Source organism: Pseudomonas sp. D3-10 (genome assembly GCF_051132175.1).
Lineage (GTDB): Bacteria > Pseudomonadota > Gammaproteobacteria > Pseudomonadales > Pseudomonadaceae > Aquipseudomonas.
In genome coordinates this window covers 4,587,300-4,602,118 of record NZ_CP071668.1, presented here as the reverse complement: position 1 = coordinate 4,602,118, position 14,819 = coordinate 4,587,300, and the positions used below count along the sequence as shown (strand labels likewise).

The window sequence follows — 14,819 nt, the reverse complement described above, 5'->3', positions numbered from 1 at the left end:
GCATGACTAACAAAATCATCCTTGCACTCGAAGCAGAGCAGATGACCAAAGAGATCCCTACCTTTGCCCCAGGCGACACCATTGTCGTTCAGGTGAAAGTGAAGGAAGGCGACCGTTCGCGTCTGCAAGCGTTCGAAGGCGTTGTTATCGCCAAGCGTAACCGCGGCGTAAACAGTGCATTCACCGTTCGTAAAATCTCCAACGGTGTTGGCGTAGAGCGTACTTTCCAGACCTACAGCCCGCAAATCGACAGCATGGCTGTGAAGCGTCGCGGTGACGTGCGTAAAGCCAAGCTGTACTACCTGCGTGACCTGTCGGGTAAAGCAGCTCGCATCAAGGAAAAACTGGCTTAAGTCCAGCTTCCGATGCAAAAAAAAGCAGCCTGCGGGCTGCTTTTTTGTTGCCTGCGATTTGTGCTTTGAGCACTCTTCACTCGTCGTTTTTTATTCGACGCAGCCTTCGCTAGCTCATGAGTCTTTATGCCAGCCATCGACCATCCACTGATAGACCAGTTCCTCGACGCCCTGTGGCTGGAGAAGGGGCTCTCCGATAACACCCGCGGCGCCTATCGCAGCGACCTGGCCTTGTTCAATGGCTGGTTGCAGGAACAGAACCTGGAATTGATCAACGCCGGAAGGGAATTGATCCTCGACCATCTGGCGTGGCGTTTGGAGCAGAACTATAAACCCCGCTCTACCGCCAGATTTCTTTCCGGGTTGCGTGGCTTCTATCGCTATTTGCTGAGGGAAAAAGTGATTGCGGTGGACCCGACCTTGCGCGTGGAAATGCCGCAACTGGGCCGTCCGCTGCCAAAATCCCTGTCGGAAGCGGACGTGGAAGCATTGCTGGCGGCCCCCGACCTCAGTGACCCCATCGGCCAGCGCGACCGAGCGATGCTGGAAGTGCTGTACGCCTGTGGTTTGCGGGTCACCGAACTGATCAGCCTGACACTTGAGCAAGTGAACCTGCGCCAGGGCGTGCTGCGGGTGATGGGCAAGGGCAGCAAGGAACGCCTGGTGCCCATGGGCGAGGAAGCGATCGTCTGGGTCGAGCGCTACATGCGCGATGCGCGTCATGACCTGCTGGGTGGGCGTCCCAGCGATGTGCTGTTTCCGAGCCTGCGCGGCGAGCAGATGACCCGCCAGACTTTCTGGCACCGCATCAAGCACCAGGCCAAGGTGGCGGGAATCAATAAATCGCTGTCCCCCCACACCTTGCGCCATGCCTTCGCCACGCACCTGCTCAATCATGGCGCTGATCTGCGGGTAGTACAGATGTTGCTGGGACATAGCGACCTGTCCACCACCCAGATCTACACCCACGTGGCTCGGGCGCGGTTGCAGGACCTGCACGCCAAGCATCATCCCCGCGGCTGAAGAAGGACCCCACAGATAAGCGCTCGCCATTGCCTTGCATCACCGGCATTCGGCCACGCCAGCCTTATGTGGTAGGCTTTCCCGGTTTGCACGGTGGGCGGCTGGAACCCGAATCTGCGGGTCGTTGGTTCCCGTCCCATTTGTTCGCCTCAGGAGTCCTCATGCGTTTGATCCAGATGTTCACCGCCGCCGCCATTGCGTTGGCCAGCACCTTTGCCATCGCCGACGACGCGGCTGACCAGGCTATCCGCAAGAGCCTGGCCAACCTCGAGCTCGAAGTGCCGATCGAAGCCATCTCTGCCAGTCCCATGTCCGGGCTCTATGAAGTCAAGCTCAAGGGCAGCCGCGTGCTGTACGCCAGCGCCGACGGCCAGTACATCGTCCAGGGCAACCTGTTCACGCTCAAGGACGGCAAGCCGGTCAATCTCACCGAGATCACCGAACGCCAGGGCATTTCGAAGTTGATCAACGGCATCCCGGTCGCCGAAACCGTGGTCTATCCAGCAGTCGGCGAAACCAAGTCGCACATCACCGTGTTCACCGACACCACCTGTCCTTATTGCCACAAGCTGCACGCTGAAGTGCCCGAGCTCAACAAGCGCGGCATCGAAGTGCGTTATGTAGCGTTCCCGCGCCAGGGCCTGGGCTCGCCGGGTGACGAGCAGTTGCAAGCGGTCTGGTGTTCCAAGGACAAAAAAGCGGCCATGGACAAGATGGTCGATGGCAAGGAGATCAAGTCCGCCAAGTGCGAGAATCCGGTTTCCAAGCAGTTCGCCCTCGGCCAGTCCATCGGCGTCAACGGTACGCCGGCCATCGTTTTGGCAGACGGCCAGGTGATTCCGGGCTATCAGCCGGCGCCGCAAGTCGCCAAACTGGCTTTGGACGCAAAATGACCTGCGTCGATCCGCTTTTGAAGATCACGGCTCGGCGAAAACGTTCGTCGGGCCGTTAAACACAAAGTCGCGTTGCTGCGCGGCTGTATTTCACGGCCGACCTTGCGTCGGCCGTTTCATGGGGAGTCAAGAGTGAATCCGGTCAAAGTAGGCATCTGTGGGTTAGGTACCGTCGGTGGCGGCACCTTCAACGTACTTCAGCGCAACGCCGAGGAAATTGCTCGTCGTGCCGGGCGTGGAATCGAAGTGGCACAAATTGCCATGCGCACGCCAAAGCCTCAGTTCCAGACGACCGGTATTGCGATTACCAACGATGTCTTCGAAGTGGCCACGAACCCTGAGATCGACATCGTAATAGAGCTGATGGGCGGCTATACCGTTGCCCGAGAGCTGGTACTCAAGGCCATCGAGAATGGCAAGCATGTGGTCACCGCGAACAAGGCGCTTATCGCCGTTCACGGTAATGAAATCTTCGCCAAGGCACGAGAGAAAGGCGTGATCGTGGCGTTCGAAGCCGCCGTGGCGGGTGGCATCCCAGTGATCAAGGCGATTCGCGAAGGCCTGTCGGCCAACCGTATCAACTGGCTTGCGGGAATCATCAACGGCACCGGCAACTTCATCCTCACCGAGATGCGCGAGAAAGGTCGCACCTTCGAGGACGTCCTCACCGAGGCCCAGGCCCTGGGTTATGCCGAGGCGGATCCAACCTTCGACGTGGAGGGCATCGACGCGGCGCACAAGCTGACGATCCTGGCTTCCATCGCCTTTGGTATACCGCTGCAATTCGACAAGGCCTACACCGAAGGCATCACCAAGCTGACCACCGCTGACGTGAACTATGCCGAAGCCTTGGGCTACCGCATTAAACACCTGGGCGTGGCGCGCAGCACCGCCAGCGGCATCGAATTGCGCGTACACCCGACGCTGATCCCGGCCGACCGCCTGATCGCCAACGTCAACGGTGTGATGAACGCAGTGATGGTCAATGGTGATGCCTCCGGGTCGACGCTGTTCTACGGGGCTGGCGCGGGCATGGAGCCGACTGCATCGTCGGTGATCGCCGACCTGGTGGATGTGGTTCGCGCGATGACCTCGGATCCAGAGAACCGTGTGCCGCACCTGGCCTTCCAGCCGGATTCGCTGTCGGCCCATCCGATTCTTCCGATCGATGCTTGCGAAAGTGCCTACTACTTGCGTATCCAGGCCAAGGACCATCCGGGCGTATTGGCCCAGGTGGCGAGCATTCTTTCGGAGCGCGGCATCAACATCGAGTCGATCATGCAGAAGGAAGTCGAGGAACATGATGGCCTGGTGCCGATGATTCTGCTGACCCATCGCGTGGTCGAGCAGCGCATCAACGATGCGATTGCGGCATTGGAAGCGCTCCAGGGGGTCGTTGGCCCAGTGGTCCGTATCCGCGTCGAACATTTGAACTAATTTAGCGGCAAGCTATAAGCTGCAAGCTGCAAGTAAAAGCCGAACCGCTTTTCACTTGTAGCGTGCAGCTTGAGGCTTGAAGCTCAAACCGAAGGTTTGCCCCTATGCGCTATATCAGCACCCGCGGCCAGGCACCGGCCCTGAATTTCGAAGATGTCCTGCTGGCCGGCCTGGCCACGGATGGCGGTCTTTATGTGCCGGAGAACCTGCCACGTTTCACACAGGAGGAGATTGCCTCCTGGGCCGGCCTGCCGTACCACGAGCTGGCTTTCCGGGTCATGCGCCCGTTTGTTGCCGGCAGCATTCCGGACGCCGATTTCAAAAAGATTCTGGAAGAGACCTATGGGGTCTTTTCCCACAATGCCATCGCACCGTTGCGCCAGCTAAACGGTAACGAATGGGTCATGGAGCTGTTCCACGGTCCGACCCTGGCGTTCAAGGATTTCGCCCTGCAGCTGCTCGGCCGCCTGTTGGACTACGTGTTGCAAAAGCGTGGCGAGCGCGTGGTGATCGTCGGCGCAACGTCCGGCGACACCGGCTCGGCCGCGATCGAAGGCTGCAAGCATTGCGAGCACGTCGATATTTTCATCCTGCACCCGCACAACCGCGTCTCGGAAGTGCAGCGTCGGCAGATGACGACGATCTTCGGCGACAACATCCACAACATCGCCATCGAAGGCAACTTCGATGACTGCCAGGAAATGGTCAAGGCCAGTTTCGCCGACCAGAGCTTCCTCAAGGGCACCCGGTTGGTGGCGGTGAACTCGATCAACTGGGCGCGGATCATGGCCCAGATCGTCTACTACTTCCACGCGGCGCTGCAGTTGGGCGGCCCGGCCCGTTCGGTGGCGTTCTCGGTGCCTACCGGCAACTTCGGCGATATTTTCGCCGGTTACCTGGCGCGCAACATGGGCCTGCCGATCAACCAATTGATCGTCGCCACCAACCGCAACGACATCCTGCATCGCTTCATGAGCGGTAACCAGTACGTCAAGGAAACCCTGCACGCCACGCTGTCACCTTCGATGGACATCATGGTGTCGTCGAACTTCGAGCGCCTGTTGTTCGACTTGCACGGTCGCAATGGTGCCGCGATTGCCGGCCTGATGGACAGCTTCCGCCAGGGTGGCGGTTTCAGCGTCGAAGCCGAGCGCTGGACCGAAGCCCGCAAGCTGTTCGACTCCCTTGCAGTGGATGACGCGCAGACCTGCGAAACCATCGCCGAGGTGTTCGAGCAGAGCGGTGAGCTGCTCGACCCACACACCGCCATTGGCGTGAGAGCTGCACGCGAGTGCCGCCGCAGCCTGGATACCCCGATGGTCGTCCTGGGCACCGCACACCCGGTCAAGTTTCCGGAAGCCGTGGAGAAAGCTGGCGTAGGAAAAGCGCTTGAACTGCCTGCACATCTTTCGGATTTGTTTGAGCGAAACGAGCGTTGCACGGTGTTGCCCAATGACTTGAAAGCCGTGCAGGCCTTTGTCAGCCAGCATGGCAACCGCGGCAAGCCTCTCTGATAGCTGGAAGTTGTCACATTTTGAAGCCCGTCTCCTGACGGGCTTTCTTGTTTCTGCATGCCAAACTGGCCGGGTTTCCGCCCTTGGAGGGACGGGCGGGTAATCTCGAAGGAAGTGCAGATGTTGTTCTTTATACGTTGCAAACCAGTGATGAGCTGGATGATGGGCCTGGTGTTTTTGTTTGGGGCGCCATGGGGAGGCGCGGCCCAGTTGGCGGCCTCTGGCAAGCCACCGTTCGAATCCAGCGGACGGATCGCGCTCGATGCCCAGGAGCTGAAGTGGATCAGCGAGAACCCTCGCGTCGTCGTCGCCTCGATGCAGTTCCCGTTGTACCTGTTCAAAAATGAACGTGGGCAATGGAACGGGCTGAACGACGATATTCTCCGGCGTATCGAGCACATGACCGGACTTGAATTCGTTCATCGGGAGTCGTTCTCTCCCGATCAATTAATGGCCCTGTTGGAAAAAGGCGAGGCCGACATGACGACTACCCTGGCGATGAATGACGAGCGCAGGGAGTTCTTGAGTTTCAGCCATGCCTTCGGAGGTTCCGGTTGGGTCTTCGTCGGACGTGACGCAGAGCCCGCACTTCGTTCGCTGGAGCAACTCGAAGGCAAGGTGCTGGTGTTGCCGGCACGGCATGCGTTGGAGTCGGAGATCAGGCGCAATCATCCAGCCATCGAGTTGCGCACGGTCAAGACGTACGGTGAAGCTCGGGCGCTGGTGGAAAGCGGTGAAGCCTACGCCACCATTGAAAATGAAACCGGCGCGCACCTGTACCCTGCGGGGCAGCTGCAAGTAGGAAGCAATCTCGAAGGCAAGTGGGAGCCCGACTATCTGGCTGTGCGCCAAGACCTTCGGCCATTGTTAAGCATCCTGAACAAGGCGCTGGAAGCGTTCCCCGCCGAAGAGATGCGAGCGCTGCGCTCGAAATGGCTGACAGGCATCGCTCCCCATCCGTCACCGTCTTCCTGGTTGTACATCAAACAGTGGGGCTACTGGTGTGTGGTCGTGTTCGGGGTGTTTGGCCTGTTGTCCCTGCTGTCGCTGTTATGGAACCGACGCCTGCAGGTCCAGATTGATCAACGGCTCAAGGTCGAGGCCGTACTCAATGACCAACTGAAGTTCCAGCGAGCCCTGATGGACGCGATTCCCGATCCGATCTTCATTCGCGACCTGGAAGGTCGCCTGATCATGTGCAACAAAAGTTATGAGGATCAGTTCGAGACTCGCTTCGAGAAGCTGCTGGGCACGCGCCTGACCGATTCCGCGACGTTTCCAGCAGCAACCGCCGAATTGTTGCACGGCGAGTTGATGGAGCAGCTGCAAACCCGCCAGCCGCGTTTTGTGGACCGCCAACTGATGTTCAGCGGTGGCTTGCGGGACATCTATCACTGGTCAGTGCCGTTCTATGGGGCCGATGGTCAGTTGCGCGGTCTGCTGGGAGGGTGGATCGATGTTGGGCATCGTTGGCGCCGCAACCGCTTCCTGGCTTGATGATGGCCGTGCCTGTTGCCAACCTGTCATATTGGGCGCGCATGCTCGGTTGAACACGCTGCAAAAGTGTCGGTTCGTTGCGCTGGCAGAACTTTAGGCCATGGCCCACGGTCACTTAATGTGCAGTTGTTTTCTCGGACTATTGAAGGGTGATCGAATGGAAAGTATCAGCCTGTTGCTGAATGAAGCCTTGAGCCCGTATCAGGTCACGCTCACTCCCTCCGGTGCCAAGGGTGAATGCCTGGTAACGCTGAAAAACCCCACGGGGGCCATCATGGTCGAGCGGGTGTTCAACCAGGCCCAGCTGGCCGACAAGCGCCAGCTCACCGACGTGGTCGATGGCCTGCACCGCGATGTACTGATCGCCGAAGGCCGCCTGGAGCCCTGCGTGATCGCGGCTTTGCGTAATCTGGCAGGGGACAAGGCCATGGCTGTCCCTAATTGAGCGACGGTTTGAGGGAACCTTCCTACGTCCCTGTGAGTCAGACCTTTTACCAACAAGAGCGAGCATTGTGCTCCGGTGCTTGTCGCTTGTTGCACGGACCTTGAATGGTCACGTTTAACCCCGAGTTGTCTCCCCACTTCTCGGGGTTTCTTTTTGCCTGGCGTTCAGGGCTTGGCTCGTTCTATCCCGCCAAGGGGCATCGCTCCCACAGTTACAGATCTGACAACGTGCTTTAGCTGCTTATCTCAAATAGCACCATCGGCCCGCAGTTTGGCGATCCGCTGCGCATCGTAGCCCAGCTCGCCGAGTACCTGTGCCGTGTGCTCACCCAGCGCCGGCCCGACCCATTCGGATGTGCCCGGCGTGTCCGACAGTTTCGGTACGATGCCCGGCATCTTGAACGCCTTGCCGTCCGGCAGCTTGGCCTGCAAGAACATTTCCCGGGCGAGAAACTGCGGGTCGCTGAACATGTCTTCGGCGCTGAAGATACGGCTGGCCGGTACTCCGGCCTGGTTCAGTTGGTCGATGACAGCCTCCAGCGGCAGTGAGTTGACCCAGCGATCAATCACGCCATACAGCTCGTCGCGGCGACTGTCGCGTCCATCGTTGCCGGCCAGTTGCGGGTCGTTGGCCAGGTCGTCGCGGCCGATGATCTGCATGAAGCGCTTGAAGATTGCGTCACCGTTAGCGCCGATCTGCACGTGCTTGCCGTCGGCACTGGTATGGATGGATGACGGGGTGATGCCGGGCATGATATTGCCGGTGCGCTCGCGGATGAAGCCGAACACATCGAACTCCGGCACCATGCTTTCCATCATGGCGAAGATCGCCTCGTACAGCGCCACGTCCACCACTTGTCCGGTCCCGCCATTTACCTCGCGGTGACGCAAGGCCATCAGTGCGCCGATCACGCCCCAGAGTGCGGCAATGGAGTCGCCGATTGAAATTCCGGTACGCACTGGCGGACGATCCTCGAAACCGGTGATGTAGCGCAGGCCGCCCATGGATTCGCCGACGGCGCCAAACCCCGGTTGATCCTTCATCGGCCCGGTCTGGCCGAAACCGGAGAGCCGCACCATGACCAGTTTAGGGTTCAGCGCGTGCAATACGTCCCAGCCCAGACCGAGCTTTTCCAGCACGCCCGGGCGAAAATTCTCGATCAGGATGTCCGCTTCGCCGATCAGCTGTTTCAGGATCGACAGGCCTTCGGGGTGCTTGAGGTTCAGAGTCAGGGACTTTTTATTGCGTGCCTGGACGAACCACCACAAGGACGTGCCTTCATACAGCTTGCGCCATTTGCGCAGCGGATCGCCGCCGTCGGGGGATTCGACCTTGATCACCTCGGCACCGAATTCACCGCAGATCCGCGAGGCGAAAGGGCCGGCGATCAAGGTGCCGAGTTCAATGACTTTGACGCCGGCAAGGGGTTTGGCAGTAAGCGACATGACGAATCCTGTAGGACAAAGGCAGAACGAATAGAGCGTTTTATCATAGGCCAACGCCTGTCGCCGCAGGTTGATGGTCGGCAATTCGTGGATTGGCCGCCTCATCGGTTAGACTTGCCGACTTTCCTCGTATCAAGAAGCCCGTTCATGGCCCAGCCGTCCACGACCTACAAATTCGAACTGAACCTCACCGACCTCGACCGCAGTGTGTATGAGAGCGTGAAGCAGACCATCGCCCGCCATCCTTCGGAAACCGAGGAACGCATGACCGTGCGCTTGTTGGCCTACGCGTTCTGGTACAACGAGCTGCTGGCGTTTGGTCGTGGCCTGTCAGACGTCGATGAACCTGCCCTGTGGGAAAAAAGCCTGGATGACCGTGTCCTGCATTGGATCGAAGTCGGCCAGCCGGATGCCGAACGCCTGACGTGGTGCTCGCGTCGTACCGAGCGCACCAGCCTGCTGGCCTATGGCAGCCTGCGTGTCTGGGAGGGCAAGGTGATTCCAGCCGTGAAGACCCTGAAAAACGTGAACATCGCCGCCGTGCCCCAGGAAGTCCTCGAAACCCTGGCCAAGGACATGCCCCGCGTCATCAAGTGGGACGTGATGATCAGCGAAGGGACCATTTTCGTGACCGACGACCGTGGCCAGCATGAAGTCCAGTTGCAATGGTTGCTGGGCGAGCGTGGTTGAGCCATTGACAAGTATTGAGTGAACTCATTGTGGCGAGGGAGCTTGCTCCCGCTTGGGTGCGCAGCGCCCACAATCAAGGGGGCCGCTACGCAGCCCAGCGGGAGCAAGCTCCCTCGCCACGGTCCAGGACCAAAAAGTAGAGAAATGTCCGTCCCCCATGCGCATAGAACCCCGCCAACTGCCCGACACCCTACCGTTCCTCGGTGACCTGCCGCCCCTGTTGACCCGCCTGTACGCAGCACGCGGCGTGCAGTCCGAGGCCGAACTGGACAAGAGCCTGGCGCGCTTGATTCCGTTCCAGCGGCTCAAGGGGATCGACGCCGCGGTGGATCTGTTGGTGGCGGCGCTCGAGCAACGCCAGCGGATCCTGATTGTCGGCGACTTCGACGCCGACGGCGCGACGGCCAGTGCCGTGGGTGTGTTGGGCCTGCGGCTGCTGGGCGCGGCTCATGTCGATTACCTGGTGCCCAATCGCTTCGAATACGGCTATGGCTTGACGCCGGAGATCGTCGAAGTCGCCCTGACACGCGAGCCACAGTTACTGATCACCGTGGACAACGGCATTTCCAGCGTGGAAGGCGTGGCGGCGGCCAAGGCGGCGGGCCTGAAGGTGCTGGTTACCGATCACCATTTGCCTGGGTTGGAGTTGCCGCAGGCCGATGCCATCGTCAACCCGAACCAGCCGGGCTGCGAATTCCCAAGCAAGGCTTTGGCGGGCGTCGGGGTGATTTTTTATGTACTGATGGCGCTGCGGGCGCGCCTGCGCGGCCTGGGCTGGTATGCCAGCACGCCCCAGCCGAACATTGGTGAGCTGCTGGACCTGGTGGCGCTGGGCAGCGTGGCCGACGTGGTGCCCCTGGACGCCAACAACCGGATCCTGGTTCATCAGGGTCTGGAGCGTATTCGCGCTGGCCGCGCGCGTCCCGGGATCAAGGCCATCCTGGAAGTGGCCAAGCGCGATCCGTCGCGCATCACCTCCACGGACCTGGGTTTCATCGTCGGTCCACGACTGAATGCGGCGGGACGCCTGGACGACATGAGCCTGGGCATCGAATGCCTGCTGACCGCCGACCCAACGCTGGCCCGTGAGATGGCGGCCCAGCTGGACGGCATGAACCAGGATCGCAAATCCATCGAGCAGGGCATGCAGCGTGAAGCCCTGGCTCAGCTCAAGGACCTGCCGGTGGAGTCGATGCCGTTCGGCTTGTGTCTGTTCGACCCGCAATGGCACCAAGGCGTGATCGGTATCCTCGCCTCGCGCATGAAGGAGCGTTATTTCCGTCCGACCATCGCTTTCGCCGATGCCGGCGACGGTCTTCTGAAGGGCTCCGGTCGTTCGGTGCCGGGCTTCCATATCCGCGATGCCCTGAGTGTCGTTGCGGCACAGCATCCAACCCTCATCAGCAAATACGGCGGCCACGCCATGGCGGCGGGGCTGACATTGCCCGAGGCGAATTTTCCGTTGTTCGCCGAGGCATTCGACGCTGAAGTACGTAGGCAACTGCGTGAGGAGGACCTGACTGGACGAATGCTGTCGGACGGCACCCTGGCGGTCGAGGAATTCCATCTGGAACTGGCCCGGGCACTGCGCCATGCGGGACCGTGGGGCCAGCATTTCCCGGAGCCAGTGTTCCACGGTGTTTTCCAGTTGGTCGAGCAGCGAGTGGTGGGCGAACGTCACTTGAAGGTTGTTCTCAAAAGTGAGTGCGGCTCGCTGAAGCTCGATGGCATCGCCTTTGGCATCGACCGTGAGATCTGGCCGAACCCGACTGTGCGCTGGGTGGAACTGGCCTACAAGCTTGACCTCAACGAGTTTCGTGGCCAGGAAACGGTGCAACTGATGATCGCCCATATCGAGCCGCGATAGCAGAACCCAAGCGAAACCTGTGGCGAGGGAGCAAGCTCGCTTGCCACAAGACCCTGGCAAACAGCTTGGCCGCCCAGGGTCGGTTTTTGGAATCGGAACCCTCCCTCCTTCGAAGTTGTCGACTAGTCTCTAAGCACTGCTTGATAGCCCTTGTGACGTCTTGTCGGATTTTTTGCCCGCGGGGGCGGGCGTTGTACCTTTTTGTCACTCGTCGACTTTTCAAACAGAACCCTGGAGCCTGCCCACTGATTCGAGAGGTGCCCCATGAGTCTGCTGCTGGAACCCTATACCCTTCGCCAATTGACCCTTCCCAATCGCATCGCGGTTTCGCCGATGTGCCAATACTCGAGCGTCGATGGCCTGGCCAACGACTGGCACCTGGTACACCTTGGCAGTCGCGCCGTGGGCGGCGCCGGGCTGGTGTTCACCGAAGCCACCGCAGTCACCGCGGACGGCCGTATCACCGCCCAGGACCTTGGGTTGTGGAACGATGAGCAAATCCCGGCGCTGCAACGCATCACCCGTTTCATCACCGCCCAAGGGGCCGTCCCCGGCATCCAGCTGGCGCACGCAGGTCGCAAGGCAAGTACCTGGCGGCCCTGGTTGGGCAAGCATGGCAGCGTCAAGCCGGAGGAGGGCGGCTGGGTGCCGGTCGGTCCTTCGCCAATCGCCTTCGACCCACAACACACCCAGCCGATGCAATTGGACGAGGGGCAGATCGCTGGCGTCATCCAGGCATTCGTGGACGCGGCCAAGCGTGCCCTGACCGCAGGCTTCAAGGTGGTCGAGGTCCATGCGGCCCACGGTTACCTGCTGCACCAGTTCCTGTCGCCCTTGAGCAACCAGCGCCGCGATCAATACGGCGGGTCGTTCGAAAACCGTATCCGGCTGGTGCTGCAAGTGACTGAAGCGGTGAGGGCGGTGTGGCCAGAAGAACTACCGGTGTTCGTTCGCGTCTCCGCCACCGACTGGGTCGAAGACGGTTGGAACCCGGACGAAACCGTGGAACTGGCGCGACGATTCAGGATGTTGGGGGTGGACTTGATTGACGTGTCGTCGGGCGGAACCGCCGCGAATGCGGAAATTCCCACCGGCCCGGGTTATCAGACCCGCTTCGCCGAGCGGGTACGCAAGGAGTCGGAAATTGCCACCGGCACCGTGGGCATGATTACCGAGCCGGCCCAGGCCGAGCACATCCTACGCACCTGCCAGGCCGATATCATCTTCCTCGCCCGGGAATTGTTGCGCGATCCGTATTGGGCCTTGCATGCCGATGATGACTTGGGTGGGCGCAAGGCCACTTGGCCGGCGCAGTACCAGCGGGCGACGCATCGGGACCAGCCGATCCATGAGTCGGATCTGCGGGACTGAATTGGCGATGAAACAAAAAGCCCCGGTCATTGGCCGGGGCTTTTCGTTTTTTGTTTATCGGGTGTCCAGAGTCGGTTCAGGGATACTTACGCCGATCCGGCGCCGGCGGGAAATACTGGTACAGCCAGGTCTCGCTCAACGTGCGGTCCTTGGAACGCAGGAAGAGCCGCATCTCTACCGGGTCCACGCGATCGTCGGTCGGGTACCAGTCGAAAGTAATGCGGTAGCCCTTGATCGCGTCCAGTACCAACACGTTGAAGTCCTTGACCTCGCCGTGGGAGCAGGTCACGACCGGTTCGATACCGGTGCCCGGTGGCAACTGGTCGAGGCCACCGCCGGTGAAGTCCACGGCAAAGCGCCGCGCCCAGACGGTCGGGTAATGCTCGCCGGGTGCCCAGCCTTCGATGAAGCCGCCCATGCCGGAGCGGGTGGCATCGACACGCGCCAGGTCGGTGCTCACGGGTGGCAAGGCACTCCAGTAGAGCTTGTAGCCGTAATTCAGCGAATCACCGGCGGCGACGGGTTTTTTCGGGGTCCAGAACGCGACGATGTTATCCAGGGTTTCGCCGGTTGTAGGAATTTCCAACAGATCGACTGAGCCTTCTCCCCATGCGGTCGTAGGCTCGACCCACAGGCTCGGACGTTTGCTGTACCAATCCACGGTGTCCTGGTAGCTGTCGAAGTCATGGTCGGTCTGCACCAGCCCGAAGCCTTTCGGATTCTTGTCGGCGAACGCGTTGAATTGCAGGGTGGCGGGGTTGTTCAGCGGGCGGCAGACCCATTCGCCGTTGCCGCGCCACATGGCCAGCCGGTCGGAGTCGTGGATTTGCGGGTGAATGGTGTCGCACATGCGCCGCTCGACCGTGCCGCAGCTGAACATACTGGTCATCGGCGCGATGCCCAGTTGCTCAATGGCGGTACGGGCATGGATGTGCGCATCGATTTCCATGACGACCCGGGTCGGCTGGCAATCGATATCGAAACGATAGGCGCCGGTGGCGCTGGGCGAGTCGAGCAGGGCGTAGACCACGAAACGGGTGCTGTTCTTGTCCGGGGTTTCGAACCAGAACTTGGTGAAATCCGGAAACTCCTCGCGCTTCTTCGCATAGGTGTCGATGGCCAGGCCCCGGGCCGACAGCCCGTACTGGCCGCTGGCATCGACGGCGCGGAAATAGCTGGCCCCCAGGAATGAAACGATGTCGTGCCGGTCCAGCTCCGGTGCCTTGAACACCCGGAAACCCGCGAAGCCCAGGTCACCGGTCAATTGCGAGGTATTGACCGTGGTCTTTTCGTAGTTGAACAGCTCCGGGCGGAAATGCACCTCACGGGCCATACGCGTCTTTGGGTCGACGCTGTACATGCGAACCGGTTGCTTGAAACCCATGCCGACATGGAAGAACTGCGCGTCCAGTTGCCCGTCCAGCTCATTCCACAGGGAGTGGTTGGCGTCGTACCGGATGGCATTGAACTGCAGCGGCGACATCTGGGCCAGGGTCGGTGGCAGGACTTGCTTGGTGTCGACGTAGCGGCTCTCGGCCAGCCGCCGGGCCTGATCCTTCAGCCCTTTGAAATCGAAGGGACGGGCTTCGCCGTCGGCGGTCTGGTCAGCGGCCCAGGCGCGTGCGGCCATGAGTCCCGACGCCGATAGCCCGGTGTAGGCGGCGAAGGCCATGGAGGCCTTGAGCAAATTCCTGCGGTGCATAAATACAACCTTAATCAAAGCAATCCCGAGCCGATCCTGGCAACAGAGATTGAAAAAGGAGTTCGGACATGCCTTTGGCCAAACGCGACGAACGTAAGAACAGATACCTGAGAGCTGGATCGGTTCACCGAGGCGCAAAATCATAGGGGAAATGCGAGCTTGGAGAGACAGGAAAGCGTGACCTGGTCAAAATTTCTTACAGTTATTTCCTTTTTTATGAACATTTTGGGTTTTTTTGACTAATTACTCTAAAACTCCCTTTTCACCCGATGAATCCTCCCTATTCTTGAGTGTGAAGGACGATGTAACCGGTTCACCGGGCGCTATCAGGTCAACTCGACGTAACAGAAGGACAAGTCATGACGAAAATACAGGGCCTTACCGAAATGCTGGGAGTCTTCCCGGGCCTGATCAACGCGCGCAAGAAACGCCGGCTCAGCCGGGAAGAATTGAGATTGGTCGAACGGTACCGGGAGCTGTCGGAAAGCGACCGGATCGCCATGCGCTACCTGCTGGATGCGATGCGCAGTGTTTCGCGGTTTTGAATACCGATGGAGATCGGCGGCTGGGTCGGGACGTGTT

13 protein-coding genes are annotated in these 14,819 nt (G+C 60.1%); 11 read left to right on the top strand and 2 right to left on the bottom strand.

Going from position 1 to position 14,819, the window contains the following annotated elements:
- Positions 1 to 2: 2 nt before the first annotated feature.
- The 7 genes from rplS (at position 3) to J3P90_RS20740 (ending at position 7,162) form a co-directional block, all read left to right on the top strand.
- The gene (gene rplS / locus J3P90_RS20770) at positions 3 to 353 is read left to right on the top strand and encodes a 50S ribosomal protein L19 (RefSeq protein ID WP_003175895.1); all 351 of its coding nucleotides are present in this window, start codon (positions 3 to 5) and stop codon (positions 351 to 353) included.
- Between the two features lie 126 nt (positions 354 to 479).
- The gene (xerD, locus tag J3P90_RS20765; RefSeq protein WP_420764181.1) at positions 480 to 1,376 is read left to right on the top strand and encodes a site-specific tyrosine recombinase XerD; all 897 of its coding nucleotides are present in this window, start codon (positions 480 to 482) and stop codon (positions 1,374 to 1,376) included.
- A gap of 161 nt (positions 1,377 to 1,537) precedes the next feature.
- Entirely contained in the window at positions 1,538 to 2,269 is a 732-nt protein-coding gene (locus J3P90_RS20760; RefSeq protein WP_420764182.1) for a DsbC family protein, read from the top strand.
- 132 nt (positions 2,270 to 2,401) lie between these two features.
- Positions 2,402 to 3,706 carry a homoserine dehydrogenase gene (locus J3P90_RS20755; protein WP_420764183.1) on the top strand — a complete coding sequence of 435 codons (1,305 nt, stop codon included), beginning with the start codon at positions 2,402 to 2,404 and terminating at the stop codon, positions 3,704 to 3,706.
- A gap of 104 nt (positions 3,707 to 3,810) precedes the next feature.
- Positions 3,811 to 5,220, top strand: coding sequence for a threonine synthase (gene thrC / locus J3P90_RS20750; protein ID WP_420764184.1), 1,410 nt, complete (start codon positions 3,811 to 3,813; stop codon positions 5,218 to 5,220).
- Between the two features lie 120 nt (positions 5,221 to 5,340).
- Positions 5,341 to 6,717: a transporter substrate-binding domain-containing protein gene (locus tag J3P90_RS20745; protein ID WP_434562475.1), complete on the top strand. Its 1,377-nt coding sequence runs from the start codon at positions 5,341 to 5,343 to the stop codon at positions 6,715 to 6,717.
- A 157-nt stretch (positions 6,718 to 6,874) separates the two neighbouring features.
- Positions 6,875 to 7,162: a DUF3509 domain-containing protein gene (locus J3P90_RS20740; RefSeq protein WP_420764186.1), complete on the top strand. Its 288-nt coding sequence runs from the start codon at positions 6,875 to 6,877 to the stop codon at positions 7,160 to 7,162.
- A 245-nt stretch (positions 7,163 to 7,407) separates the two neighbouring features.
- Here the strand turns inward: J3P90_RS20740 and J3P90_RS20735 are convergent, their stop codons facing one another.
- Positions 7,408 to 8,607, bottom strand: a complete 1,200-nt coding sequence (locus tag J3P90_RS20735) for a CaiB/BaiF CoA transferase family protein (protein WP_434609757.1) — start codon at positions 8,605 to 8,607, stop codon at positions 7,408 to 7,410.
- 147 nt (positions 8,608 to 8,754) lie between these two features.
- Here J3P90_RS20735 and J3P90_RS20730 point away from each other — a divergent pair, with 147 nt between their 5' ends.
- The 3 genes from J3P90_RS20730 (at position 8,755) to J3P90_RS20720 (ending at position 12,535) form a co-directional block, all read left to right on the top strand.
- Positions 8,755 to 9,297, top strand: a complete 543-nt coding sequence (locus J3P90_RS20730; protein ID WP_420764188.1) for a YaeQ family protein — start codon at positions 8,755 to 8,757, stop codon at positions 9,295 to 9,297.
- A 157-nt stretch (positions 9,298 to 9,454) separates the two neighbouring features.
- On the top strand, positions 9,455 to 11,164 hold the full coding sequence (gene recJ / locus J3P90_RS20725) for a single-stranded-DNA-specific exonuclease RecJ (protein WP_434675317.1): 1,710 nt from the start codon (positions 9,455 to 9,457) through the stop codon (positions 11,162 to 11,164).
- Between the two features lie 264 nt (positions 11,165 to 11,428).
- The gene (locus J3P90_RS20720) at positions 11,429 to 12,535 is read left to right on the top strand and encodes an NADH:flavin oxidoreductase/NADH oxidase (protein ID WP_434562481.1); all 1,107 of its coding nucleotides are present in this window, start codon (positions 11,429 to 11,431) and stop codon (positions 12,533 to 12,535) included.
- Positions 12,536 to 12,611: 76 nt separating this feature from the next.
- Here J3P90_RS20720 and J3P90_RS20715 read toward each other — a convergent pair whose 3' ends face one another.
- Positions 12,612 to 14,237 carry a glucan biosynthesis protein D gene (locus J3P90_RS20715; protein ID WP_420764191.1) on the bottom strand — a complete coding sequence of 542 codons (1,626 nt, stop codon included), beginning with the start codon at positions 14,235 to 14,237 and terminating at the stop codon, positions 12,612 to 12,614.
- 359 nt (positions 14,238 to 14,596) lie between these two features.
- Here J3P90_RS20715 and J3P90_RS20710 point away from each other — a divergent pair, with 359 nt between their 5' ends.
- Positions 14,597 to 14,782 carry a hypothetical protein gene (locus tag J3P90_RS20710; protein ID WP_434562483.1) on the top strand — a complete coding sequence of 62 codons (186 nt, stop codon included), beginning with the start codon at positions 14,597 to 14,599 and terminating at the stop codon, positions 14,780 to 14,782.
- The last annotated feature ends 37 nt before the right edge of the window (positions 14,783 to 14,819 follow it).